At 70.9% G+C, this 23896-nt stretch carries 23 protein-coding genes; 16 read left to right on the forward strand and 7 right to left on the reverse strand.

Translation table 11 applies throughout. From position 1 onward, the window contains the following. Positions 1–138 precede the first annotated feature (138 nt). Complete coding sequence (gene coq7, locus OMP39_RS13050) at positions 139–774, forward strand: 2-polyprenyl-3-methyl-6-methoxy-1,4-benzoquinone monooxygenase (protein WP_264892153.1); 636 nt, start codon at positions 139–141, stop codon at positions 772–774. Positions 775–1080: 306 nt separating this feature from the next. Here the strand turns inward: coq7 and OMP39_RS13055 are convergent, their stop codons facing one another. Continuing rightward, a complete protein-coding gene (locus tag OMP39_RS13055) occupies positions 1081–1506 on the reverse strand; it encodes an OsmC family protein (RefSeq protein WP_264892154.1) in 426 nt (141 codons plus the stop codon). 449 nt (positions 1507–1955) lie between these two features. Between OMP39_RS13055 and ilvA the strand changes: the two genes are divergently transcribed. Both ilvA and OMP39_RS13065 read left to right on the forward strand, forming a co-directional pair. Further along, entirely contained in the window at positions 1956–3512 is a 1557-nt protein-coding gene (ilvA, locus tag OMP39_RS13060) for a threonine ammonia-lyase, biosynthetic (RefSeq protein ID WP_264892155.1), read from the forward strand. A gap of 113 nt (positions 3513–3625) precedes the next feature. After that, complete coding sequence (locus OMP39_RS13065; RefSeq protein ID WP_264892156.1) at positions 3626–4696, forward strand: nicotinate-nucleotide--dimethylbenzimidazole phosphoribosyltransferase; 1071 nt, start codon at positions 3626–3628, stop codon at positions 4694–4696. Between the two features lie 49 nt (positions 4697–4745). On the opposite strand, the gene OMP39_RS13070 is transcribed toward OMP39_RS13065, so the two are convergent. The 3 genes from OMP39_RS13070 to OMP39_RS13080 all read right to left on the reverse strand — a co-directional run bounded on the left by OMP39_RS13070 (position 4746) and on the right by OMP39_RS13080 (position 8066). Continuing rightward, positions 4746–5405, reverse strand: a complete 660-nt coding sequence (locus tag OMP39_RS13070; RefSeq protein WP_264892157.1) for a 3'-5' exonuclease — start codon at positions 5403–5405, stop codon at positions 4746–4748. Beyond that, positions 5402–7294, reverse strand: a complete 1893-nt coding sequence (locus tag OMP39_RS13075; protein WP_264892159.1) for a DUF294 nucleotidyltransferase-like domain-containing protein — start codon at positions 7292–7294, stop codon at positions 5402–5404. Before OMP39_RS13075 ends, OMP39_RS13070 begins: the two co-directional genes overlap by 4 nt. A gap of 154 nt (positions 7295–7448) precedes the next feature. Continuing rightward, a complete protein-coding gene (locus OMP39_RS13080; protein ID WP_264892161.1) occupies positions 7449–8066 on the reverse strand; it encodes a hypothetical protein in 618 nt (205 codons plus the stop codon). Positions 8067–8138: 72 nt separating this feature from the next. Here OMP39_RS13080 and gspG point away from each other — a divergent pair, with 72 nt between their 5' ends. The 12 genes from gspG (at position 8139) to OMP39_RS13140 (ending at position 20239) form a co-directional block, all read left to right on the forward strand. Continuing rightward, entirely contained in the window at positions 8139–8588 is a 450-nt protein-coding gene (gene gspG / locus OMP39_RS13085) for a type II secretion system major pseudopilin GspG (protein WP_264892162.1), read from the forward strand. A 26-nt stretch (positions 8589–8614) separates the two neighbouring features. After that, positions 8615–9115, forward strand: coding sequence for a prepilin-type N-terminal cleavage/methylation domain-containing protein (locus tag OMP39_RS13090; RefSeq protein ID WP_264892164.1), 501 nt, complete (start codon positions 8615–8617; stop codon positions 9113–9115). Then, a complete protein-coding gene (gspI, locus tag OMP39_RS13095) occupies positions 9105–9491 on the forward strand; it encodes a type II secretion system minor pseudopilin GspI (protein WP_264892166.1) in 387 nt (128 codons plus the stop codon). The genes OMP39_RS13090 and gspI overlap by 11 nt, the downstream gene beginning before the upstream one ends. Positions 9492–9493: 2 nt before the next feature. Beyond that, a complete protein-coding gene (locus OMP39_RS13100) occupies positions 9494–10117 on the forward strand; it encodes a prepilin-type N-terminal cleavage/methylation domain-containing protein (RefSeq protein WP_264892167.1) in 624 nt (207 codons plus the stop codon). A gap of 55 nt (positions 10118–10172) precedes the next feature. Further along, positions 10173–11111, forward strand: coding sequence for a type II secretion system minor pseudopilin GspK (gene gspK, locus OMP39_RS13105; protein ID WP_264892169.1), 939 nt, complete (start codon positions 10173–10175; stop codon positions 11109–11111). Positions 11112–11276: 165 nt separating this feature from the next. Continuing rightward, entirely contained in the window at positions 11277–12554 is a 1278-nt protein-coding gene (gspL, locus tag OMP39_RS13110; RefSeq protein ID WP_264892171.1) for a type II secretion system protein GspL, read from the forward strand. Continuing rightward, positions 12551–13039 (forward strand): type II secretion system protein M, encoded by a 489-nt coding sequence (gene gspM, locus OMP39_RS13115; protein WP_264892172.1) that lies wholly within the window; start codon positions 12551–12553, stop codon positions 13037–13039. Before gspL ends, gspM begins: the two co-directional genes overlap by 4 nt. Before the next feature lie 7 nt (positions 13040–13046). After that, positions 13047–13916 (forward strand): type II secretion system protein N, encoded by an 870-nt coding sequence (gene gspN, locus OMP39_RS13120; RefSeq protein ID WP_264892173.1) that lies wholly within the window; start codon positions 13047–13049, stop codon positions 13914–13916. Between the two features lie 2 nt (positions 13917–13918). Next, positions 13919–16201, forward strand: a complete 2283-nt coding sequence (gene gspD / locus OMP39_RS13125) for a type II secretion system secretin GspD (protein ID WP_264892175.1) — start codon at positions 13919–13921, stop codon at positions 16199–16201. A gap of 9 nt (positions 16202–16210) precedes the next feature. Next, positions 16211–17632: a type II secretion system ATPase GspE gene (gene gspE, locus OMP39_RS13130; protein ID WP_264892177.1), complete on the forward strand. Its 1422-nt coding sequence runs from the start codon at positions 16211–16213 to the stop codon at positions 17630–17632. Between the two features lie 31 nt (positions 17633–17663). Continuing rightward, on the forward strand, positions 17664–18875 hold the full coding sequence (gene gspF, locus OMP39_RS13135) for a type II secretion system inner membrane protein GspF (protein WP_264892178.1): 1212 nt from the start codon (positions 17664–17666) through the stop codon (positions 18873–18875). A 371-nt stretch (positions 18876–19246) separates the two neighbouring features. After that, positions 19247–20239, forward strand: a complete 993-nt coding sequence (locus tag OMP39_RS13140; protein ID WP_264892179.1) for an AAA family ATPase — start codon at positions 19247–19249, stop codon at positions 20237–20239. A gap of 131 nt (positions 20240–20370) precedes the next feature. Here the strand turns inward: OMP39_RS13140 and OMP39_RS13145 are convergent, their stop codons facing one another. After that, entirely contained in the window at positions 20371–20943 is a 573-nt protein-coding gene (locus tag OMP39_RS13145) for a peroxidase-related enzyme (RefSeq protein WP_264892180.1), read from the reverse strand. Between the two features lie 127 nt (positions 20944–21070). Then, positions 21071–22027, reverse strand: coding sequence for a hypothetical protein (locus OMP39_RS13150; RefSeq protein WP_264892181.1), 957 nt, complete (start codon positions 22025–22027; stop codon positions 21071–21073). 130 nt (positions 22028–22157) lie between these two features. Between OMP39_RS13150 and OMP39_RS13155 the strand changes: the two genes are divergently transcribed. Beyond that, on the forward strand, positions 22158–23063 hold the full coding sequence (locus OMP39_RS13155) for a 5'-nucleotidase (RefSeq protein ID WP_264892182.1): 906 nt from the start codon (positions 22158–22160) through the stop codon (positions 23061–23063). A gap of 31 nt (positions 23064–23094) precedes the next feature. Here the strand turns inward: OMP39_RS13155 and OMP39_RS13160 are convergent, their stop codons facing one another. Further along, a complete protein-coding gene (locus OMP39_RS13160) occupies positions 23095–23814 on the reverse strand; it encodes a Crp/Fnr family transcriptional regulator (protein WP_264892183.1) in 720 nt (239 codons plus the stop codon). Positions 23815–23896 lie beyond the last annotated feature (82 nt).

The raw sequence follows: 23896 nt of genomic DNA on the forward strand, positions 1-23896 counted from the left end.
GCGTTCGCTGTTGTCTGCGCACAACGTGCCGGACGCCGCTAGCATGGCGGGCCGTGGACCACAATACGTGCTCACGCGAGCGCGGCGCGGGCCTGCGCCTGGGCCCCACCGTGCTCGTCTCTTGATGCGCTGGACACCATGCCCCTGAGTGCCGTCGATACCTTGATTTCCACCGCGGACAACGCGCTGCGCACCGTCTTCGGAGTGCACCGAGCCGGGCGGCCGCGGCCGCAGCCGGCCGTGCAGCCCGGGCCCCTGTCCGAGGATGAACGCCGACTGGCCGCAGCACTGATGCGCGTGAACCATGTCGGGGAAGTGTGTGCGCAGGCCCTGTACACCGGCCAGGCGCTCGTGACCCGGGACCCGGCCCTCAAGGCGCATCTGGAGGAGGCCGCTCGCGAGGAAACGGACCATCTCGCGTGGACGGCCGACCGGGTGCACGACCTGGGCGGGCGCACGAGCCTGCTCAACCCCTTGTGGTATGCCGGCTCGTTCGCCATCGGCGTCGTGGCGGGCCGCGTCGGCGGCGACCCGGTGAGCCTGGGCTTCGTCGTCGAGACCGAGCGGCAGGTCGAGCAGCACCTGCAGGGGCATCTGGAGAGGCTGCCCGCGCAGGACACCGCCTCGCGCGCCATCGTGGAGCAGATGAAGCAGGACGAGGCGCGCCATGCCGACCGGGCGCAGGCGGCCGGCGCCGTCACGCTGCCCGTGCCGGTGCGCTGGGCCATGCGGGCGGCGGCCAAGGTGATGACGACGACCGCCCACTACATCTGAGCCGACCCTGTACTTCGGCCCCTCGGACGCCCACCGCTGGGGTCGGGGCCCGGCTTCGGGCGGCCGGGCGCCGGGCATCGGATCTTCGCCCCCGGGCTTCGCCCGCCCCCCGGGGGGGGCCGCGGCCCGGCTTCGGGCGGCCGGGCGCCGGGCATCGGATCTTCGCCCCCGGGCTTCGCCCGCCCCCCGGGGGGGCCGCGGCCCGGCTTCGGGCGGCCGGGCGCCGGGCATCGGATCTTCGCCCCCGGGCTTCGCCCGCCCCCCGGGGGGGCCGCGGCCCGGCTTCGGGCGGCCGGGCGCCGGGCCTCAGGTGGCCTCGACCACTTCGTAGCTGGTGGTCACCTCGGCGGTCTTGCCGAGCATGATGGTGGCCGAGCAGTACTTGTCGTGCGACAGCTCGATCGCGCGCTGCACGGCGGCTTCGGGCAGGTTGCGTCCGGTGACGACGAAGTGCAGGTGGATCTTGGTGAAGACCTTCGGGTCGGTGCTCGCCCGCTCGGCCTGCAGCCGCACCTGGCACCCCCGCACGTCGTGACGGCCGCGCTTGAGGATCAGTACCACGTCGTACGCGGTGCAGCCGCCGGCGCCCGCCAGCAGCGTTTCCATCGGCCGCGGGGCCAGGTTGCGTCCGCCGCCGTCGGGCGCGCCATCCATCGTCAGCAGGTGGCCGCTGCCGGTCTCGGCACTGAAGGCCATGCCCGAGGCGGGCAACCAGTTCACCGTGCATTCCATCGTGGGCCTCGCGTTCCGTGAATTTGTGCAGTGCATGGCGATTCTGACACCACCCGGCACCGGGTGCAGGCGCGCGGAATGGGCGCAGCGATATTGCAGCGCATCATGGATGACGTTAAACTTATGTTTATGTGATGCGAGTCGTGCTGCCGCCGCAGCGGCGCAGCAAGGCGGCATCGGCGAGTCTCCTTTCAGTTTGTCTCCTCCACCCTCCTCCTTTGGTGGATTCGGCCCGAGGCCTCACGGCTTCGGGCCTTTTTTCTTCTGAGCGGGCCGCGGCGCCTCGAAGGCGCCCGAGATCGCGAGGGCTCGTTGCCGCGTCGCCTCCTGCATGGCGCAGCGCAGCAAGCCCGGGCAAGGGTTGGCTTATGATCCGGCGCCTCGGCGAATCGGCCGCAGAACGCCGTGTGCCGCCTCTGCCCCGATGCCGTCTGGCTCCTGGAGATTGCATGCCTCGCACGACCCGCGCCTCGACGTCGCGCACGAAGCGACTCACCCCTGCCGACTACTTGCAGAAGATCCTGACGGCCAAGGTGTACGACGTCGCGATCGAGTCGCAGCTGGAGCCGGCGCGGCGGCTCTCGCGCCGGCTGGGCAATGAGGTGCTGCTCAAGCGCGAGGACAACCAGCCCGTCTTCAGCTTCAAGCTGCGGGGCGCCTACAACAAGATGGCGCACTTGAGCGCCGCGCAACTCAAGCGCGGGGTCATCTGCGCTTCGGCGGGCAACCATGCGCAGGGGGTGGCGCTCGCGGCGCGCCGCCTGGGGTGCCGCGCCGTGATCGTGATGCCGGTGACCACGCCCCAGGTCAAGATCGACGCGGTGCGCGCCCTCGGTGGCGAGGTGGTGCTGCATGGCGACAGCTACTCGGACGCCTACCTGCACGCCGTCGCGCTCGAAAAGAAGCAGGGCCTCACTTTCGTGCACCCTTTCGACGACCCCGATGTGATCGCCGGCCAGGGCACGATCGCCATGGAGATCCTGCGGCAGCACCAGGGGCCGATCGATGCGATCTTCGTCGCCATCGGCGGGGGCGGGCTGATTTCGGGGGTGGCGAACTACGTCAAGGCGGTGCGCCCCGAGATCCAGGTGATCGGGGTGCAGATGAACGACTCCGACGCGATGTTGCGCTCGGTGAGACACGGGCGTCGCGTGCAGCTGCCCGACGTGGGCCTCTTCGCGGACGGCACGGCCGTCAAGCTCGTGGGCGAGGAAACCTTCCGCATCGCGCGCGAGCTCGTGGACGACTACGTCGTCGTGGACACGGACGCGGTGTGTGCGGCGATCAAGGACATCTTCGAGGATACGCGCAGCATCGTCGAACCCTCGGGCGCGATGGCGGTGGCGGCCATCAAGCAGTACGTCGAGGCCCGGCGCTGCAAGAACAAGACCTTCGTCGCGGTCACGTGCGGCGCGAACATGAACTTCGACCGGCTGCGCTTCGTGGCGGAACGCGCGGAGGTCGGCGAGGAGCGCGAGGCGCTGTTCGCCGTGACGATCCCGGAGGAGCGCGGCAGCTTCCGGCGCTTTTGCGAACTCGTCGGGCAGCGCAGCGTGACCGAGTTCAACTACCGCATCTCGGACGAGAAGGTCGCGCACATCTTCGTCGGCCTGAGCACCAGCAACCGCGGCGAGTCGGCCAAGATCGCGGCCTCGTTCGAGAAGCACGGCTTTCCCACGCTGGACCTCACGCACGACGAGCTGGCCAAGCAGCATCTGCGGCACATGGTGGGCGGGCGCAGTGCGTTGGCGAAGGACGAGTTGCTGTATCGATTCATCTTCCCCGAGCGCCCGGGGGCGTTGATGAAGTTCCTCTCCAGCATGTCGCCCGAGTGGAACATCAGCCTCTTCCACTACCGCAACCAGGGTGCCGACTACGGCCGCATCCTGGTGGGCATCCAGGTGCCCAAGCGCGACAAGAAGGCGTTCCGGCAGTTCCTCGACACGCTGGCTTACCCCTACGTCGAAGAAACCGACAACCCGGTGTACCGGTTGTTCCTGCGGTAGCGCCACCCGCCCGGCGGGGCGGGCGCGCCCGGGCGTCGGCGCGGCCCCTCCATTCAGGGGCATTGCGAGGGCCGGGCGGCCCTGAAAGAATCGCCGGCAGCGGCTGGCTCCACGTGCCGCAGCCCGTCTCGCCCTTCTCGATGTCGCTCAACCGGACACTGATCGCCCCCACCTTCCACCCGCCGCTGGAGCATGCGCTCAGGCACACGCTGGCGCGGCGGGCCGAGTCGGGGGGCGGGCTGGGCGCGCTGGAGCCCCTGGCGGTGCGGCTGGGCCTCATCCGCAATTCGCTCAAGCCGCGGCTGCACGACCCGCAACTGCTGGTTTTCGCGGCCGACCACGGTCTGGCCGTCGATGGCCTGTGCTTTCCCGGCCGGCCGACGACCGCGCAACAGGTGCAGGGCCTGCTCGCCAGGCGAGTACCCCTGGCGGTCTTTGCGCAGTTGCACGGGTGGGCGCTGACGGTCGTCGACAGCGGCCTGGCGGATCTCGTGCCCCGGCAGGGCCCGTTGCTCGCGCGCAAGATCGCCCACGGCACGCGCAACTGCCGCGTGGGATCGGCCATGACCTTCGAGCAGGCGCAATCGGCCATCCGCGCGGGAATGGAGATCGCCGAGGGGCTGCCCGGTAACGTCGTCGCGTGTGCGGGACACGGCGTGGGCAGCGACGAGAGCGCGATGGTCCTGCTGGCACTGCTCGCCGGGCTGCCGAGCGCGGAGCTGGCCGCCGCCTCGGCGGGCGAAGACCCGGCCTTCGCCGAACATCGGCGAAGGCTGGTGGACAGCGTGCTGGCGCGGCACGGGGGAATCAGCGACCCGGTGGAAGCGCTGGCGGCGGCGGGCGGCTACGAGATCGCGATGATGGTGGGGGCGATGCTGGTCGCGGCGAGCCGACGATCGCTCGTCGTGATCGACGGGCTGCCAGCCTGTGCGGCGCTGCGCGTGGCGGCGATGATCGCCTCCCCCGTGACGGACTACTGCGCCTTCGCCCGCAGCCACACACGCCCGGGCTTGTCCCTGGCGTTGCGGCACTTCCAGGCGACCGCCCTCATGGACCTCGGCCTCGACAGCGCGGACGGCACCGGGGCCGTGCTCGCGTGGCCGCTGCTGCGCGGTGCCGCGGCCCTGTTGACCGAGGTCGCCGAGGGCGAGCAGGAGGTGGCGGCGCCACGGGCCCGGTGCTGACCGGCCTGCCGTTTGCCGCACTCGCGACGGTGGGGCGCCCCGCCCCCGGCTACGGCAGCCAACGGCTCTGCGAGGCGAGGCGCTGCAGGGCCGCGAAGGTCACAGGCCCTTGGGCGCGCAAGCGCGGCCACAGGCACAGCAGGAGTTCGGCGGTCGCCAGGGTGTCGGCCGCCGCCTGGTGGCGCTGGAGGCAGCGGATGCCGAAATGCGCCATCCACTCGTCCAACGTGCGGGCTCCCACCTCGGGGGCAAGCACGCGCGCCACCGGCATCAGATCGACCCACTCGTGCGGGAGCCGCCGTTGCAGGGTGGCCCGGCAAGCCCGCTCGATCAGCGTCTGGTCGAAGGCGGCATGGAAAGCGATCAGGGGTGCACCGGCCAGGTAGCGCTCGAAAGCGAGCAGCGCGTCGCGCGGCTCGACGCCTTGACGCTGGGCGCCGACCCCGATGCCGTGCAGCAGGATGTTGTCCTTGTCGAGGCGGTCCGTGGGTTCGGGCTGGCGCAGCACCACCTCGAAACTGTCGCCCAGGGCGATGCGGGCCCGCTCGCCTTCGACGTGGACGGCCAGCGCCGCGATGGCAAGCAAGCGGTCGCGGCGCGCGTCCAACCCGCTGGACTCGACATCGACGACCACCCAACGCTCCCGCGCCGCAGACGGGCCCGGCTCGGGCGGCCGGGCGCGCCACCAGCCCCACCACGCGCGCGTCATCGCAGGTAGTCCAGTTCGAGGCGCTGTTGCAGCCGCCGCGCCAGGCGCAGCGTTTCCTTCAGCACGCGGCGGTCGATGTCGTTGAGCGTGTTGACATCGATGCTGTTGGGCCGCTCGGTCGCCTGCGGGGCCGCCGCCTCTGCGCCGAGCTGCACGCGCAGCCGCAGCAGTTGAAGGAACTCGAAGCCCTCGACCCAGGCCTCGCTCTCGCTGGCCGCCACGCCCATCGGGCCGGCCGCGGCCTCGAAACGGCGGCGGGTCGAGGTTTCCTCGATGCCGTGCGCCAGCGCGTAGATGCGGGCCGTCTCGACGAAGATCGCCGTGCCCTGCAGCTTGACGTCGATCAGCGCGCGGCCGTCCTCGTCGGCCGTGTCGAGTCCGCCCAGCCAGTTGAGCGGGGGGCGGTGCCGCAGCGCCGCCTCGGCCATCTGCCGCAAGAAGCGGGGCACCGCCCGGGCGCGGCGGGTGACGAGGTCGCGCATCGGCGCGACGAGGCCGGGCTCGCCCACCAGCGGCCGGAAGTCGAAGAAGATGGCGGCGTTGAGCAGGTCCTCCGGGCTGCCATGCTCGATCCAGTCGTCGAAGCGCTCGCACCATTCGCGCGGCGTGAGGCACCACTGGGGATTCATCGCCATCACCCCGCCCTTGCACAGCGGAAAGCCGCAGCGCTCGAGCGCCTCGTTGACGTCGCGCGCGAAGTCGAGCCAGCCCGGCCGGTCGGCCTCGGGGGCGTCGCTCGCAAACACGAGGCCGTTGTCCTGGTCGGTGGCGATCGTCTGCTCCTGCCGCCCCTCGGAGCCCAGTGCGATCCAGCACATGCGGCGCAGGTCCACGTGCCGGCGCTCGGCGACGAGCTCGATGAGGCGCGTGGTGAGCACATCGTTGAGGTGGCTGATGAGCTCGGTGAGCTGGCGCGCGCGCACGCCCTGCGCGAGCAGGTTATGGGCGAAGCGGCGGATGTCCTGCCCCACCAGTTCCAAGGTCGCGACGTCCCGGGCCGCACGGATGCTGGTGCTCACCTGCTTGAGCGACAGACGCTGCATGGCGAAGAGATCGCGCTCGCTCACGAGGCTCACCAGCCGCCCCCGCTCGGTGATGGGCACGTGGCGGATGCCGTGGCGCGACATCAAAAGCGCCGCCTCCTGGGCCGTGTCGTCGACCGTGAGCACGTGCACGGGCCGGGTCATCACCTCGGAGACGGGCGCGTCCAACGGCACCTGCGGCAAGGTGACGCGTCCGAGCACATCGTGCCGCGTGAGGATGCCCAGCACGCGCTCCTCGTCGTCCACCACCAGGATGGAGCCGATGTGCTGGTCATGCATGCGCTGCAGCGCATCGCCGAGCGGCGTGTCGGGCCGGCAGGTCACAGGAGTCTTGCGCGCGAAGCTGCGCAGCGGCGCCTCGAGCGACTGCTCCGCCAGCGTCTGCGAGGCGTAGGCCACCTGCACGGCCCGGCGCGACAACTCGAGGAACTGCAGGACGCGCCGATTGAGAAAGTCGCCGAACGGCGGACTCAGCTGTGCCAGCTCGAGCACCGTCTCGCGCGGGATCAGCAGGCAGAAGGTGTCCTGCGTGGCATGGTAGGTGGCGGTGACCGCCCGCTGCCCCAGAACGGCACCGACCGGAAAGACGTCGCCCGCCTCGTACTGGAAGCCGGCAGCCGCCATTTCCGCCAGGCCGCGACGACCGGTGACGGCCCCTTGGCGCAGGTAGTACAGGTGCGAAGGCGGTCCGTCCTCCGGCTGCAACACCGTCTCTCCCGGCGCGAAGTAGGCCTGCGAGGATTGCGCGACCAGGCGGTCCAGGTGCTCCGGGTGCATCTGCGAGAACGGCGCGAAGCGCTGCATCTCGCGCCGCAGTTGTACGACGAGGCCCGACGAAGGCGCCAAGGGCCCGGCTGCGGAGGGCGGGACCGCGTTCGAGGCGTTCGAGGGTTCGGGCCGGGGGGCGGTTCCTGCAGCGCAGGTGCCAGGCGGGGGCGAGGTGGATTCGGGCATCGCGCGTCCTTCCGTGACCTGGGGCAGCCCGGCGGTGCCGGCTGGGCTACTGCGGCGTCTGGGGCGAGCCGCCCGGCGCGGGCGGTTCGCCGTAGCGCGGCGGGCGCGCCGGGACCGGCTGGGGGGCGACCGTGCCGGGCACCGCACCGGGCGTGGCGGCCGGCGCGGCCGGCGCCCCTGTCGCCGCCGCGCCGGCTCCGGGGGCCTCGGCGGCGGGCAGTGTGCCGGTGCGTGCGGGCGGCAACTCGGGCAGCTCCAGGGTGAAGGCGACGGCACCCTCGGGGCGCCCGAAGCTCGCGCTGCGATGGGTGAGACCGCGCAAGACGATCTCGCCTTCCACCACACCGCCCAGCGCCACCGCGCGCGCGGGCTTGCCGTCCACCGAGACGAGCGCCACCCCGGGACCCTCGGGCCCTTCGCGAGGGGCCATCACCCCCACGAGCTTGAAGCGCGCGCTCTCGGGCGGCGGCGCTGCGGCCGCTCCCGCCCCCTCGGGGGCGGCGCCCAGCATGCGCTGCACCGCCGCCTGGCTCCCGAGCTGCGCCGTCACAGGGGCCGCCTGCGAAGGCACCGGCAGGGGCGAGGCACTCAACCGCATCCCCCAGAACACGACGCTGGCGGCGGCCAGGCCCCACAGCGCAAATGTGAACAGTCGCGCAAGCATCGGCCGATTATGATTCACGGCACCCGGCGTGGCCCGCTTCTGGCCCGCGCCGGCTCAACCCTTTCGAATCCCATGCCCAAGACCTCCTTGCGCCCTTTGCCGTCCCGTTCGTCGCACGCGCGGGGCTTCACGCTGATCGAGCTGATGGTGGTGCTGGTCATCATCGGCATCCTGGCCGCGCTGATCGTGCCCAACGTCCTGAACCGAGCGGACGAGGCGCGCGTCACGGCGGCGCGCACCGACGTGAACAATCTGATGCAGGCGCTCAAGCTCTACAAGCTCGACAACCTGCGTTACCCCACCGCCGAGCAGGGCCTGCAGGCCCTCGTCGTCAAGCCGACGGCCGGCCCCATCCCGCCCAACTGGAAGCCCTATCTCGACAAGCTGCCGAACGATCCCTGGGGGCGGCCGTACCAGTACGTCAACCCGGGCGTGAAGGGCGAGGTCGACGTCTTCAGCTTCGGGGCGGACGGGCAAGTGGGCGGCGAAGGCAACGACGCGGACATCGGCTCCTGGCAGTGACCGAGGGCGCCTGTCGCGCCAGTCTCATGGACGCCTTGCCTGAAGCCCTGCGGTGGTCGCGGCGTTCGGCCGGGCGGGCGCCCTTCGGAGCGGGCGGCTTCACCTTGCTGGAGCTGCTCGTCGTGATGGCGCTGCTGGCGCTGGTGGTGGGAACGGTCTCGCTCGCGCTGCGCGACCCGGCGACGTCGCAGTTGGAGCGCGAGGCCGAGCGCCTGTCGGCCTTGCTCGAGGCCGCACGGGCGGAGGCCAGGGCCTCGGCGCTGGCGGTGCGGTGGCAGCCCACCCCCGGGGCGGCCGAGCACGACTTCCGCTTCATCGGACTGCCCTCCTCCGTGCAACTGCCGCAGAGGTGGCTGGAGCCGGGCGTGCAGGCCCAGGTGGTGGGGGCGCCGGTGCTCGTCTTGGGGCCTGAGCCGATCATCGGCCCGCAACGCGTGCTGTTGGCCCTGGGCGACCGCCGCATCGTGCTGGCGACCGACGGCCTGCAGCCCTTCGCCATTGCGGGGGAGGACACCGGTGCGCGGTGACACGCCACGCCTGCCTCCTCGACCCTCGGCGGGCTTCACGCTGATCGAGGTGCTGGTGGCGCTCGCGATCGTCGCGATCGCGCTGGCCACCGGGGTGAAGGCGGCCGGCGCATTGACCCGCAACGCAGAACGCCTGTCGGACGTGATCGCCGCGCAATGGTGCGCCGAGAACCAGCTCGCGGCCCTGCTGCTCGCGCGGCAGTTCCCCCCCGTGGGCGACTCCGGCTTCAGCTGCGAACAAGGAGGCCGTCAGTACCAGGGGCAGCTCGTGGTGCGGCCCACCCCCAACCCCAACTTCCGTCGCGTGGACGCGCGCATGGCCACCGCCACCGGCGAGCCGTTGCTCGTGCTGTCCACCATCGTGCCGAGGTTCTGAGCATGGCCCGCCCACGCGGCTTCACGCTGATCGAGGTGCTCGTCACCATCACCATCCTCGCCGTGCTGGCGGCCATGGCATGGCGCGGCATCGACGGCATGGTGCGCGCCCGCTCGGTGGCGCAGGAGCGGCTGGACGCCACCACCCGGCTGCACACCGTGATGGCGCAGTGGGACGCCGATCTCGCCGCGCTGCACGAAACCGACCTCGTGCCCGCGTTGCAGTTCGACGCAGCGGCGCTTCGACTGACACGCTCGCAGGAACGGGGTGTCCAGGTGGTGGTCTGGGCGGTGCGCGACGGCCGGTGGCTGCGCTGGGCCGGCCCGCCCGTCACGCGCGGTGTCGACCTCCAGGACCAATGGCTGCGCGCGCAGCAGTTGCTCGGCAATGAGCCCGGCACGGTGCCGATGCTCGACGGCGTGCAGGACTGGCAGCTCTACTACTGGCGCAACAACGCCTGGAGCCACCCGCAGTCCACGGGCGACATCGAACGCGACGCCGCCTCGCCCGGCGCGGGGCGCCAACAACTGCCGCAAGGGGTGCGGCTGGCCATCGCGATGGCTCCCCGCTCGAACCTGGTGGGCAGCTACACCCGCGACCGGGTGCTCAACCACCGTGCGGAGTGATCGCATGCACCCGGTTCGTGCGGTGCCGAGGCGCCGCCCCTCTCGAGGGGCGGCCTTGCTCACCGCGATGATCATCGTCTCGCTGGTCGCGACGCTGGCCGGCGCCATGTTGTGGCGCCAATGGCGCTCGGTGCAGATCGAAGCGGCCGAGCGAGACCGCTCGCAGGCCTCGTGGATCCTGGTGGGCGCCCTCGACTGGGCCCGCCTCATCCTGCGCGAGGACGCGCGCACCGGCGGGGCCGACCACCTCTCGGAACCCTGGGCGACGCCCCTGGCGGAGGCGCGACTGTCGACCTTTCTGGCTGCCGACCAGAGCAACACCGACGATGCGCCGGAAGCGTTCCTTTCCGGGCAGATCTCGGATGCGCAATCCCGCTTCAACCTGCGCAACCTCGCCCATCAGGGACAAGCGGCCGAAGCACAGCTGCGCGCCCTGCAGCGGCTGTGCGAGCAGCTCAACATCGACAGCAGCGTGCCGGGCCTGATCGCCACCGCGATCCGACAGGCCTCGCCCGCGCCGCCCGCCACCCCCGCACCCTCGCCCGGCGCAGGGGCCACCCCGAGCATGGCCGCCGAGGGTCCGCTCCTGCCCCCCAGCGCCGCTCAGCTCGGCTGGCTGGGGCTGGACGCGCAGACCGTCGAGCGACTGTCGCCCTACGTCACCCTCCTGCCGCGCGCCACGCCGGTGAACATCAACACGGCCGGCCGCGAAGTGCTGGTGGCGGCGCTGGAAGGCATCGACGCGGGCACGGCCGAGCGGCTGATGCAGATCCGCCAGCGCACGCCGTTTCGCAGCCTCGAGGACGTGCGCCCGCACGTGGGTGCGGCGGTCACGCTCGACCCCGCGCGCTCCGACGTGCGCACCGACTTCTTCGAAGTGCGCGGCCGCCTGCGCTTGGGCAGCCGGGTGGTGGAGGAGCGCTCCCTCGTCGAGCGGCGGGGCCTGCAAGTGGTGGTGATCCGGCGTGAGCGGACCGCGGCGACCGTGCAGTGAGGCCCTTCGGGCCGCCACGCCAGCCCGCGGTGGCGACGCGCCCGCATGCGGGTGCCCTTACACCCTGATGCACACTGCGACAGGCGGGGGGCCCCGCGTGCGGGGCGGCGCGGCGTCCGCGGGCCGGCCCGTCCCTACAATGGCCGCTTCTCATTCGGTGCCGGCATGAGCCTCCTCGTCATTCCGTTGGTCGCCCGCCCCCATCTCGGCTCGCAAGCCGCGGGCGAGGCCAGCTTGCGGCCGCCGGCCGAGTTCGATTACGTCCTCAGCCGCGACGGCGGCCAATCGGTGAGCGAAGGCCGGGCCGCACCGGCCTTGCTGCCGCGGGCCGACGAAGTGGTGGCGATCGTGCCTGCCGACGACCTCGCCTGGCACCGCATCACGCTGCCGAAGGCCCCCCCGGCCAAGCTGCGGGCGGCGATCATCGGGCTGATCGAAGAAGCGCTGCTGGACGACCCCGAGGACGTTCACTGCGCCGTGCAGCCCGGCGCCCAGCCGGGGCAGCAGGCGTGGGTGGCGACGACGCAGCGCACGTGGCTGCGGGCGCAACTGGAGGCGTTGGAGTCGGCCGGGGTGCTGGTCGATCGCCTCGTGCCCCAAGCCGAGCCGGCCGACCCGCCCCGCGGGCACTTTCTGCACGATGCCGACACCGAAGCGCAACGAGGGCTGCGCCTGCTGCTGGCCCGCCCGGACGGCGTGCTGGCCCTGAGGCCCAGCGGCTCGCTGCCGCGCGCCTGGCTGCCGCCGCTGGATGCAGCCCTCTGGACGGCCGAGCCGGCCGCGGCCGAGGCGGCCGAGCAGTGGCTCGGCCAGCCGGTGCAGGTGGTCAGCCGGGCAGAAAAGGCGCTGCGAGCTGCACAGTCGGCGTGGAACCTGCGCCAGTTCGACTTCGCGCTGCGTCACCGCGGTGTGCGAGCGCTGCGCGACTTGTGGCGGCAGTTCGCCAGCCCCGTGTGGCGGCCGGCGCGCTGGGCCCTGGCCACGTTGGCCGTCGTGCACCTGGTGGGCCTGAACCTCTGGGCCTGGCAGCAGCGCCAGGCCGTAGCCGAGCGCCAACGGGAACAGGTGCGCCTGCTGCAGGCCGCCTTCCCGCAGGTGCGGGCGGTGCTCGACGCGCCCACCCAGATGCGCCGCGAGCTCGACCAGCTGCGGCTGGCCGCCGGCAAGCCCGGCGACACCGACCTCGAGCCGCTGCTGCAGGCGGCGGCCAGCGCCTGGCCCACGCAGCGCCGGCTCGAAGGCCTGCGATTCGAATCCGGCAGCCTGACGCTGGCGGCGACTGGCTGGCCCGAGGAAGAGATCCAGGCCTTCCGCGATCGGCTGGCAGCGGGCGGCTGGCAGGTCGAGCGCGAGGGCAGCCGACTGACGCTGCGGCGTGCCGCTCCCCAGGCAGGCGTGACGGGCGCCGCCCCGTCGAGAACCGCTGCAGGAGGGGCGGCATGACCTTGAACGAACTGCAGGCCCAGCTGCGCGAGCGCTGGGCCCGGCTGGAGACCCGGGAGCGCCGGATGGTGCTCGCCGCCGGCGGCCTGATCCTCCTGGCGCTGCTGTGGTGGGTTGCGGTGCAGCCCGCGCTGCGCACGACGAGAGAGGCGCCGCTGCAGATTGCACGGCTCGAATCGTCGCTGCAACAGATGCGCGCGATGGCGGCCGAGGCCGAGCAGTTGCGCGGGACTCCCGCCGTGAATGCCTCGCAGGCGGCCGAGGCATTGAAGGCCGCCGCGCAGCGCCTGGGAACCGGGGCGCGGCTGAACCTCCAAGGCGATCGCGCGACCGTGACATTGCAAGGCGTGCGCGGCGAAGCGCTGCTCGCCTTCTTGGGAGAGGCCCGTTCGACCGCCCGAGCCCGCCCCCTGGAAGCCCAGCTGACCCGCAGCGGCGACGCCTACAACGGCTCGCTCGTGCTGGCGCTGCCCTCCGCCCCCTGACCGGCCGATGAAGCTGCGCACGCCCCGCCTCCGCCCCCGCCCCGCGCGTGCCGCGGTGGCGGCCCGGCTGCGCGAGGACCTGGCACTTGCCACCGCCCGGCCCCTGCGCCGCTGGGCCTGGGCCGGCGCGGCGCTCGGCGCGCTCGCGGCGGCGGTCGCCTTCTTGCCGGCCACCTGGCTCGCCGGCCAGGTCGCGGGCTGGACGGGCCAGCGCGTGCTGCTCGCGCAGGCCAGCGGCACGGTCTGGTCTGGCGAAGCCACGCTGGTGCTCACCGGTGGACGCGACAGCCGCGACGCGACGATGCTCCCTGGTCGTCTGCGCTGGCGGGTGCGGCCGGCGCTGGCCGGCTGGCGGCTGGAGCTGCAACAGGACTGCTGCCTGAACGGCACCGTCGCGCTGCGCATCTCTCCCGGCATCGCGCGCACCGAGGTCGAGCTGTTGCCGAAGCCGGGTTGGTTGGGCCAGTGGCCGAGCGCGTTGCTTTCCGGCCTCGGCACGCCGTGGAACACCTTGCAACTCGGCGGCGCCATCCGGCTCAGCTCGCCGGGGTTGAGGCTGGTGCAGGCCGCCGGGCGCTGGAGCGTCGAAGGCCGCGCCGAGGTGCTGATGCTCAACGCCACCTCCCCCCTGGTCACGCTGGAGCAGCTCGGCAGCTACCGCCTGGCCCTGTTCAGCACCCCCGAAGGGCGGGTACAAACGACCCTGGAGACGACCGAGGGGCCGTTGCAGCTGCAAGGCGAAGGCACGCTCGGTCCCGCCGGTTTGCACTTCCGTGGCGAGGCGTGGGCGGCGCCAGGCGAGGAGAGCGCGTTGAACAACCTGCTGAACATCATCGGGCGACGCCAAGGCGAGCGTTCGCTCATCTCGATCGGATGACCATGCTCCACAGATCTCCCCGGCTCGCGCCTCGTGGTACGGCCGCCGCGCTGGCGGTCGCACTGCTCGCCGGTGCGCTCGCGCCCGGCCTGACGCACGCCCAGACGGGCGGCCCCCGCACCGAGTCCACGGCCACGAGCCAGGTGACGCTGAACTTCGTCAATGCCGAGATCGAGGCCGTGGCCCGCGCGATGGGCGTGATCCTGCGCCGGCAGTTCGTCGTCGACCCCCGGGTCAAGGGGACGATGACGCTCTACAGCGAGCAGCCGATGAGCCGTGGCGACGCGTACCTGCGCTTCCTGTCCGAGTTGCGCGGCCTGGGCTTTGCCGTGGTGCAGGTGGACGACCTGTACAAGATCGTGCCGGAGGCCGACGCCAAGCTGCAGACCGGCTCGGTCGCCGTGGGCGGCGTCACGCCGCAGCGCGGCGATCAGATCGTCACGCAGGTGTTCCGCATCCAGCACGAGAACGCGAACAACCTCGTCACGGTGCTGCGCCCGCTCATCAGCCCGAACAACACGATCAACGTCAACCCCGGCAACAACACGCTGGTGATCACCGACTACGCCGAGAACGTGCGGCGGCTCGGCAAGATCATCGCCGCGCTCGACCTGCCCAATGCGACCGACCTCGAGGTCATCCCGTTGCAGCATGCGGTGGCCTCCGACCTGGCGGTGCTGGTCCAGCGTCTGGTCGACCAGCAGGCCGCCGCGGCGGGCGGGGCGGTGCCCGCGCCCGGCCAGGCGGCGCCAGCCGCTGCGCCGGGCGCGGGCGCCTCGGGCGTCTCGATCATCCCGGACGTTCGCACCAACTCGCTCCTGGTGCGCGCCCCGAACCCCATGCGGCTGGCGATGGTGAAGTCGGTCGTCGCGCGGCTGGATGTGCCGGGCCAGGGCGGGGCGGCCGGCAGCAACATCCACGTCGTCTACCTGAAGAACGCGGATGCCGTGCGGCTCGCGCAGGTGCTGCGCGCGGCCTTCAGCGCGGAGAGCCGGGGCGGGGCGGCCGGCGGCGCAGGCACCGCCGGGCTCACCGGGCTCGGGGCGGCCGCCGGCACCACGGCTGCGACGGGCGCCCCAGGCGGCTTCAACGCCCAAGCGGCGACGGGGATGGGCGCAGCCGGCGGGATGGGCTCGCCCCAGGCCACGGCCCCGGTGGGTCAGGTGGCCCCGCCGTCGACGGGCGGCTTCATCCAGGCCGACCCGGCCACCAACTCGCTCATCATCACCGCCAGCGAGCCGCTGTACCGCCAGTTGCGCGCCGTGATCGACCAGCTCGACTCCCGCCGTGCGCAGGTCTATGTCGAGACGATGATCGTCGAAGTCAACGCGACCAAGGCGGCAGACATCGGCTTCCAGTGGCAAGGCCTGCTCGGCAAGGAGGGCGACAAGTACGGCCTGATCGGCGGCACCAACTTCGGCACCGGCGGCAACAACATCATCAACCTCTCCATCGCCGCCGCGGGGGGCAACACCACCACGCTGCCCTCGCCCGGCTTCAACATCGGCCTGATCCGCAACTTCGGCGGCGTCTACAGCCTGGCGGCGCTGGCGCGCTTCCTCGAGACCAACGCCGACGGCAACATCCTGTCCACGCCCAACCTCGTGACGCTGGACAACGAGGAAGCCAAGATCACGATCGGCCAGAACGTGCCGTTCGTGACCGGCCAGTACGCCAACACGGGCACCGGCGGCACGATCAACCCCTTCCAGACGATCGAGCGCAAGGACGTCGGCATCACCTTGCGGGTGCGCCCGCAGATCGGCGAGAACGGCACGGTGCGCCTGCAGATCTACCAGGAGGTCTCCAGCGTCGTGAACCAGAACGTCTCGCAAGGCGTGGCCGACGCGACCGCGGGGCTCGTGACCAACAAGCGCTCCATCGAGTCGAGCGTGGTCGTCGACGACGGCCAGATCATCGTGCTGGGCGGGCTGATGCAGGACCAGTTCCAGAACAACCGCGACAAGGTGCCGGTGCTGGGCGACGCGCCGCTCATCGGGGGCCTGTTCCGCAGCGAGAACCGCAACCGCACCAAGACGAACCTGATGGTGTTCCTGCGGCCGGTGGTGATGCGCGACCAGGATGCGACGATGCGGTTCTCGCTGGACCGCTACGACATGATCCGCGCGCAGCAGAAGGAGGCCCAACCCGAGCCCCGGCGCCTGTTGCCGATCAACGAGGCCCCGCTGCTGCCGCCGATGCGGGTGCCGCCCGCGCCCGATGCCGCCACGCCGCCGCAACCCGCCGCGAGCGCGCCGGCCCCTGCGGCCGTGCCCTCCAACTGAGGCGTTTCGATGGCCGCACGACACCCCCTGCCCTACGCCTTCGCCAAGGCGCACACGCTGCTGCTGGAAGACGACGGCGAGCGGCTCGTGCTGTGGGCGGACGAGCAGGCTTCGCCGCAGGCGATCTCCGAGGTGCTGCGGCACTTCGACGTCGACGCCTTCGAGCGCGAGCCGGCCGCGACGCTCGCGCAGCGCATCGCGGCGGCCTACGCCGGCGGCGAGTCCAGCGCCGCCGCGGTCGTCGGCGAGGTCGAGAGCGCGGTGGACCTGTCGCGCATGATGCAGGAGCTGCCCGCGGTGGAGGACCTGCTCGAGGCCGCCAACGACGCCCCCATCATCCGCATGCTCAACGCGCTGCTCACGCAGGCCGCGAAGGACGGCGCCTCCGACATCCACATCGAGCCCTACGAACGCAGCTCTTCGGTGCGGTTCCGCGTGGACGGCACGCTGCGCGAGGTGGTGCAGCCCAACAAGGCGCTGCACGCCGCGCTCATTTCGCGCCTGAAGATCATGGCCGAGCTCGACATCGCCGAAAAGCGCCTGCCGCAAGATGGGCGCATTTCGCTGCGCATCGGCGGGCGGGCCATCGACGTGCGCGTCTCCACGCTGCCTTCGGCCCACGGCGAGCGCGCCGTGCTGCGTCTGCTCGACAAGGGCGACACCCGCTTCACGCTCGAGAGCCTGGGCATGAGCGGCGACACACTGGAGAAGTTCAACCGGCTCATCCAGCAGCCGCACGGCATCGTGCTGGTCACCGGCCCCACGGGCTCGGGCAAGACGACCACGCTCTACGCGGCGCTCGCCCGCATGGACACCGCCACCACCAACGTGCTGACGGTGGAAGACCCGATCGAGTACGAGCTGCCCGGCATCGGCCAGACGCAGGTCAACCCGAAGATCGACCTCACTTTCGCCAAGGCGCTGCGAGCCATCTTGCGGCAGGACCCGGACGTCATCATGATCGGCGAGATCCGCGACTTCGAGACCGCGCAAATCGCGATCCAGGCGTCGCTCACCGGTCACCTGGTGCTGGCCACGCTGCACACCAACGACGCGCCCAGTGCCGTCACGCGGCTGATCGACATGGGCGTCGAGCCGTTCCTCTTGTCGTCGTCGCTGCTGGGCGTGCTGGCGCAGCGCCTCGTGCGGCGCCTGTGCCCCGTGTGCAAGACGCAAGACGATCGCGGCCGTTGGCACCCCGTGGGCTGCCCGGCGTGCGGCCTGAGCGGCTACAAGGGCCGCACCGGCGTCTACGAACTGATGGTGGCCGACGACAAGATCCGCGCGCTGATCCACAGCCGCGCGGCCGAGTCCCAGCTGTTCGTGGCCGCCGAGCAAGCGGGAATGCGCACCATGCGCGACGACGGCGAACGGCTCGTGCAAGCGGGCGTCACCTCGCTCGAGGAAGTGCTGCGCGTCACGCGCGAATAGGGTCGCTGTGCCCGCCCGTCGCTGATCCACCATGCCCGCCTATCGCTTCGAAGCCCTGGACGCCGCCGGCCGCACGAGCACCGGGTTGCTCGATGCGGACAACGCTCGCGCCGCCCGGGCGCAATTGCGCGCCCAGAAGCTCGTGCCGCTGGAAGTCACCCCCGTGGGCGCGCAGGAAGGCGCGCGCGAGGTGCGCCTGCGGCGCCGCGTCTTCAACGCCACGGCGCTGGCGATCTGGACGCGACAGCTTGCGGGCCTGGTGAGCGCGGGCCTGCCGCTCGAGCGTGCGCTCACGGCGCTCGCCGACGAGGCCGAGGACGAGCGCCAGCGCGAGTTGCTCGCGCACTTGCGCAGCGAAGTCAATGCCGGCTCGACCTTCGCCAAGGCGCTCGCCACCGCCCCGCGCGAATTCGACGAGATCTACCGGGCCGTGGTGGCTGCCGGCGAGCAAAGCGGCAGCCTCGGCAAGGTGCTGGAGAAGCTCGCCGACGACCTCGAGGAGCGCCAGGCGCTCAAGGCCCGCATCGTGGGCGCGGCCCTCTACCCGGCCATCGTCTCGCTGGTCGCCGTGGTGATCGTCATCTTCCTCGTCACCTACGTCGTCCCCCAGGTGGCCTCCGTCTTCAGCGGGGGCAAGCGCAGCTTGCCTTTCCTCACCGTCGCGATGCTCGCCCTCAGCGACTTCGTGCGCCACTGGGGTTGGCTCCTGGCCCTCGGCCTCGTGGCCGGCGGCGGCGCGCTGGCCGTCATGCTGCGCAACGAGGGGTTCCGGCTGCGCTTCGACGCCGCGTGGCTGCGCCTGCCCCTCGTCGGCCGGCTCTCGCGGGGCTACAACGCGGCGCGCTTCGCCGGCACGCTGGCCATGCTGGCCGGCGCCGGCGTGCCCATCCTGAAGGCCTTGCAGGCAGCGGCCGAAACGTTGGGCAACCGCGCGATGCGCGCCGACGCTCTCGAGGCGCTGGTGCTGGTGCGCGAAGGCGCGCCCCTGGCGGCCGCACTCGCGGGCAAGAAGCGCTTTCCGGGGCTGCTGGCGATGTTCGCGCGGCTGGGTGAGCAGACGGGCGATCTGAGCACGATGCTCGCGCGGGCCGCGCAGCAACTGGGCCAGGAAGTGCAGCGCCGGGCCATGCAGATGGCCACCATCCTCGAGCCCCTGCTGATCGTGACGATGGGTCTCGTCGTGATGTTGATCGTGCTGGCCGTGTTGCTGCCCATCATCGAACTCCAAACCTGGGTGCGCTGAGGCGCCGGACCCGCGCCGCGGGCGGCCGTTGCCTCGAAGGCCTCGAACGGCGATCGGGCGCGGCCGGGCTGCCCCCGGCGCGCGTTGCCAGCGCTCGCCGACGAGCCCGTCGGCCCTTCACCGACAGCCTCCGAGACCGCCGTCGTCGCATGATGTCCACGCCGATGGAGGACTTCCCGCGGCGGCGCGTGACGACCATCACGCCCGGGCCCTCGCCTGAGGCGTCGCTTGGGATCTGTGCGGGGTTTTCCGCTTTGTTCCAAGATTCGGCTCGTGCACGCTTTGCTGGAATGACCTTGGGTTTCCCGGGCAGCGCGCCCCGTCTGTCGGCACCGCGCGGCCGCCCGGGGACGCAGAGATGGAGGTGAACGATGAGCTCGCATGACCTGGTGCCGGCGCGCAGCGGCCACATCCCCATCGCCCACATGCGCGCGGTCTACCGCGTCACGGACGTCGAGCGGCGGCTGGACAAGCTGCCGCCCAAGGAGCACGAGCACCTGCGCTCGACCTACGAGCGCATGCTCGAACGTGGACCGGAGCGCTTTCAGGTCAAGCCCTCCGCCCTGCCGGTGATGGAAGCCCTCTACGACGAGCTGCCCAACTTCACCGAGGTGCTGGACGACGTCAAACGCCAGCTCGCGCTGTGCCAGGACAGCCGTGACGCGCTCGAACTCACCCCCATGCTGCTGCTGGGCCCGCCCGGGGTCGGCAAGACGCATTTCGCCAAACGCCTGTCTCAACTGCTGGGTACCGGCATGGGCTTCGTCGCGATGAGCTCGCTGACGGCCGGATGGGTGCTCTCCGGCGCCTCCTCGCAATGGAAGGGCGCGCGGCCCGGCAAGGTCTTCGAAACCTTGGTGGACGGCCAGTACGCGAATCCGGTCATGGTGGTGGACGAGATCGACAAGGCCAGCGGCGAGTCCACCTATGACCCGCTGGGCGCGCTGTACAGCCTGCTCGAGCACGACACCGCCGGCAGCTTCACCGATGAGTTCGCCGAGGTGCCGATCGACGCCAGCCAAGTCATCTGGGTGGCCACCGCCAACGACGAACGCGCGATCCCCGAGCCCATCCTCAACCGCATGAACGTCTACACCGTACCGGCTCCCGACCGGGACGCCGCGCGCAAGATCGCCCTGCGGCTGTACCAGTCCATCCGGGCCGAGCACGATTGGGGTTCGCGCTTCGACCCCGAGCCGAGCGAGGCGGTGCTGGAGCGCATGAGCACCCTCGCGCCGCGCGAGATGCGCCGTGCGTGGATGACCGCCTTCGGCAACGCCAAACTCGACAGCCGCGATCAGATCGAGGAAAAGGATCTGCCCGAGACCGGTCCGCGCAAGCAGGCGATCGGCTTCGTGCACTGACAGCGCGGCCGGCGCCCGCACGCCGCCCGCACGCCGCCCGCCGGTCACCTGGCCGTCGGCGCGGCGCTCGGGTCGCATCGGCCCTGCCCACCGGCCACGGGCAGCGCGCTCCACCCGTGCCTGCCGGGGCTTTACGACTTCGGCACCCGGCCGAGCAGATAGAACTCCTCGTTCGGCTGCAGGCTCGCGAAGTTCGCGAGCCGGTTGCTCATCGCAAAGAAGCTCGTGATGGCGCCGATGTCCCAGATGTCCTCGTCGGAGAAGCCGTGCGCCTTCAACGCGGCCAGGTCGTCGTCCACCACCTCGCCTGAGCGGGTCGCGAGCTTGACCGCGAAGTCGAGCATCGCCCGCTGCCTGGGCGTCAGCTCCGCGCGCCGGTGGTTGGTGGCCAACTGGTCGGCCAGGCGGGGGTTCTTCGCGCGAATGCGAAGGATCGCGCCGTGCGCGACGACGCAATACAAGCAGTCGTTCACGCCGGAGGTGGCGACGACGATCATCTCGCGCTCGGCCTTCGTCAACCCGCCATCCTTCTCCATCAGCGCGTCGTGATAGGCGAAGAAGGCGCGGAACTCGTCCGGCCGGCGGGCGAGCAGCAAGAAGACGTTGGGCACGAAGCCCGACTTCTCCTGCACGGCCAGGATGCGCTGGCGAATGTCGTCCGGCAGGGAGTCGAGCGGGGGGAAGGGATAGCGGGCGGGGGTCATGCGGTCCTCCTGAAAGCCACAAAGACTATTGTGTACCGTGACCCTGCCCGCCGCCCCGGTGCAGGAGCTTACCCACCCGAAGGCCCGAGCCCGGGCGGGTGCTCCAGAGTCAAGACAGTCGGCAGGATCAATAGAAAATGCCGGCGAACGACCGCCCGTTCGAGCTGGTGGCCTTCGGCGTCGAGCTACCCGCCTCGTAGTACTGATAGATGAACCGGTCCGCAGAGCCGACTATGCGCACGAAGTTCCCGCGCGAATCCACCACGTCGAGTTCGCCCTGCAGCACCCCGCCGGACCAAGAGAACGGCTTGTTCTGACGCAGCGCGAAGTAGCGGCCTGCATGTTGCACGAAGCCTCCGAACGAGAACGACGTCGAGCCGGTAGTGCTGTCGTACTCATAGGTCACCGAGTGCCACCATTCGATCCTTTCGGCCCCGCGGGTTGCGCTCAAGCCCTCATAGACCAACGAGATCGTGTCCTTCGAAGCACTCGTCGAGGCGGCCACCGTGGCGACGCCGTCGATCACCGTCGTCACCCCGTCGGCGGTGACGGAGAAGTTTCGTGCACTGAGCTGCGCCGCGAACGACTGCTGCGTGACCGAAGTCACCGTGAGGCGCATCCCCCCATCGAGGCGGACGCCGCCTTCTACGCAGCTTTGCGCCTGGAAATCGACATAGTCGCCCGCGGAGACGGTGTTGGGATCCTTGTAGGACACGGTCACCGCGAGGGAGCCTCCGCTCGAGCAAGCGACCGTCTCAGAAGCGATGGCCAAGGGTTGAGCTCGCTCGCCGGCGCGAAGCCGCGCCACACCTTGGCGGACCAGCGAAACAATGGCATCGTTCGAGGGCTGGCTCGCCCCGCCGACAGAATAACTCCCCGCAAGCGCAGATGATGCCGCATTCGTCGCCGTCAGCGTATCGACGACCCCATTGGCGACCACCTCGTAATCGGTGGCCGAGACGCTCCCGTTCACGGTCGGCTGGGCGCTGCCGCCCCCTCCTCCCCCTCCTCCGCAAGCAGCGAGGAACGGTACCCCCAGGCACAGTGCCAGGAGCCAAGCAGACATCTTTTTCGACTTCATCATGCGTGTTCCTACCTCTTTGTTGTAAACCGTTGTAACGGCACGGCGATCTTGCCATCGCCACTCGACCGAATTCGTTGACTTCCCCCAAAAGGGGGACGCCCCATCGCAAATTTGTTGCAGGCCACCGACCATGCCCCTCTCCCTCACCGGCCAATTCGTCGTCGCCATCTCCTCGCGTGCGCTCTTCGACTTCGAGGAGGAGAACCAGCTCTTCGAAGCCACCGACGACCGCGCCTACATGGAGTTGCAGCTGCAGCGGCTGGACGTGCCGGCCAAGCCCGGGGTGGCGTTCTCGCTCGTGCAGAAACTCCTGGCCTTCAACGCCAACACGGCCGACGGCAAGCCCCGGGTGGAGGTGGTGATCCTCTCGCGCAACGATCCCGTGTCGGGCATGCGCGTGTTCCGCTCGGCGCAGCATTACCAGCTGCCGATCCAGCGCGGTGTGTTCACGCGTGGCACGTCGCCCTACCGCTACCTGCGCCCGTTGCAAGCGCAGCTCTTTCTCTCGGCCAATGAGCTCGACGTGCGTTCGGCGTTGGAAGCGGGCTTTCCCGCCGCGCGGGTCTACCCGCACTCTGCACGCGCCTCGGACGCTCATCCGCACGAGGTTCGCATCGCCTTCGACGGCGACGCGGTGCTGTTCTCGGACGAAGCCGAGCGCGTCTTCCAGGACGGTGGGCTGGACGCCTTTCACCGCCACGAGACGAGCCGCGCCGACTATCCCCTGCCCGCCGGGCCGTTCAAGCCGGTGCTGGAGGCCCTGCACAGGCTCCAGCAGCACGGCAGCCCGACGATGCGCATCCGCACCGCGTTGGTCACCGCGCGCAGCGCGCCAGCGCACGAGCGCGCGATCCGCACGCTGATGAACTGGAAGATCGAGGTGGACGAAGCCATGTTCCTCGGCGGGCTGCCGAAGGGCGAATTCCTGCGTGAGTTCGAGCCCGACTTCTTCTTCGACGACCAGATGCGGCACATCGAGAACGCCGCCGCGCACGTGCCCTCGGGTCACGTGGCAGCCGGCGTGATCAACGGCTAGGAGTTTGGCCGCGCTGGGCGCGCGAGCGGATTCAAGCGGAGAACACCTCGCGTTGCAAGCCCGGCAGGTCGAGCACGCGCACCCCGCCGTACTCGATGCGGATCAAGCCGCGGTCCTGCAAGGTGTGCAGCGCCTGGTTGACCCGCTGGCGCGACAGGCCCACCAACATCCCCAGTTCCTGCTGCGTGATGCGCAGCATCGAGCCGACCCCGGGGTACAGCAGGGGGTGGAACAGCGAGGCGAGACTGCGCGCCACGCGGGCGTCCGGGTCGTTGAGCCGGTCGATCTCGCGGGCGGCGATGAACTGGCCCAGCCGCTCGTTGAGCTGGCGCATGACGAACCGGTTGAAGGGAATGCTGTTGTCGAGCAGGCGATGGAAGCTCTCGATGGGCAGGCCCGCCACGACACTGCGCCGCAGTGCTTGCACGTTGTAGCGGTACGGCTCGCGCTTGAGCAGCGTGCCCTCGCCGAACCACGCCCCCGGAGGCAATCCGGTGAAGGTGATCGGGGTGCCGTGCGAGCTGTCGTTGTTCATCTTGAGCAGGCCATCGACCACGCCGAACCAGTAGGTGGGCGGCCGACCGATGCGGCACAGCAGTTCGCCGGGCGCCGCGTCGGCCACCCGGATCTCACCGGCGACCCGTTCGCGCTCGCTCGCCTCGAGCACCTCCAACCAGGGAATGCCGGCCAGCTCCGCCGCGGTGGCCTCGCGGGCGCGTCGATGCAGCGGCGTGACGGCGGCTTCGCTCATGGCAGGCTCCTCGTCGCCCGGGCGCGGCTTCTCGAGCGGCGTGGGCCGGCTGGGGCTTCCCCAGGGCCGACGCCGCCGACGC

The organism is Schlegelella aquatica (assembly GCF_026013905.1).
GTDB classification, from domain to species: domain Bacteria; phylum Pseudomonadota; class Gammaproteobacteria; order Burkholderiales; family Burkholderiaceae_C; genus Caldimonas; species Caldimonas aquatica.

Bases quoted from the DNA above. Each gene is read 5' to 3' on its own strand.
- coq7 (WP_264892153.1), top strand. From the start codon at position 139: ATGCCCCTGAGTGCCGTCGATACCTTGATTTCCACCGCGGACAACGCG.
- OMP39_RS13055 (WP_264892154.1), bottom strand. From the start codon at position 1,506: ATGGAATGCACGGTGAACTGGTTGCCCGCCTCGGGCATGGCCTTCAGT.
- ilvA (WP_264892155.1), top strand. From the start codon at position 1,956: ATGCCTCGCACGACCCGCGCCTCGACGTCGCGCACGAAGCGACTCACC.
- OMP39_RS13070 (WP_264892157.1), bottom strand. From the start codon at position 5,405: ATGACGCGCGCGTGGTGGGGCTGGTGGCGCGCCCGGCCGCCCGAGCCG.
- OMP39_RS13080 (WP_264892161.1), bottom strand. From the start codon at position 8,066: ATGCTTGCGCGACTGTTCACATTTGCGCTGTGGGGCCTGGCCGCCGCC.
- gspG (WP_264892162.1), top strand. From the start codon at position 8,139: ATGCCCAAGACCTCCTTGCGCCCTTTGCCGTCCCGTTCGTCGCACGCG.
- OMP39_RS13090 (WP_264892164.1), top strand. From the start codon at position 8,615: ATGGACGCCTTGCCTGAAGCCCTGCGGTGGTCGCGGCGTTCGGCCGGG.
- OMP39_RS13100 (WP_264892167.1), top strand. From the start codon at position 9,494: ATGGCCCGCCCACGCGGCTTCACGCTGATCGAGGTGCTCGTCACCATC.
- gspL (WP_264892171.1), top strand. From the start codon at position 11,277: ATGAGCCTCCTCGTCATTCCGTTGGTCGCCCGCCCCCATCTCGGCTCG.
- gspM (WP_264892172.1), top strand. From the start codon at position 12,551: ATGACCTTGAACGAACTGCAGGCCCAGCTGCGCGAGCGCTGGGCCCGG.
- gspN (WP_264892173.1), top strand. From the start codon at position 13,047: ATGAAGCTGCGCACGCCCCGCCTCCGCCCCCGCCCCGCGCGTGCCGCG.
- gspD (WP_264892175.1), top strand. From the start codon at position 13,919: ATGCTCCACAGATCTCCCCGGCTCGCGCCTCGTGGTACGGCCGCCGCG.
- gspE (WP_264892177.1), top strand. From the start codon at position 16,211: ATGGCCGCACGACACCCCCTGCCCTACGCCTTCGCCAAGGCGCACACG.
- gspF (WP_264892178.1), top strand. From the start codon at position 17,664: ATGCCCGCCTATCGCTTCGAAGCCCTGGACGCCGCCGGCCGCACGAGC.
- OMP39_RS13140 (WP_264892179.1), top strand. From the start codon at position 19,247: ATGAGCTCGCATGACCTGGTGCCGGCGCGCAGCGGCCACATCCCCATC.
- OMP39_RS13145 (WP_264892180.1), bottom strand. From the start codon at position 20,943: ATGACCCCCGCCCGCTATCCCTTCCCCCCGCTCGACTCCCTGCCGGAC.
- OMP39_RS13150 (WP_264892181.1), bottom strand. From the start codon at position 22,027: ATGATGAAGTCGAAAAAGATGTCTGCTTGGCTCCTGGCACTGTGCCTG.
- OMP39_RS13155 (WP_264892182.1), top strand. From the start codon at position 22,158: ATGCCCCTCTCCCTCACCGGCCAATTCGTCGTCGCCATCTCCTCGCGT.
- OMP39_RS13160 (WP_264892183.1), bottom strand. From the start codon at position 23,814: ATGAGCGAAGCCGCCGTCACGCCGCTGCATCGACGCGCCCGCGAGGCC.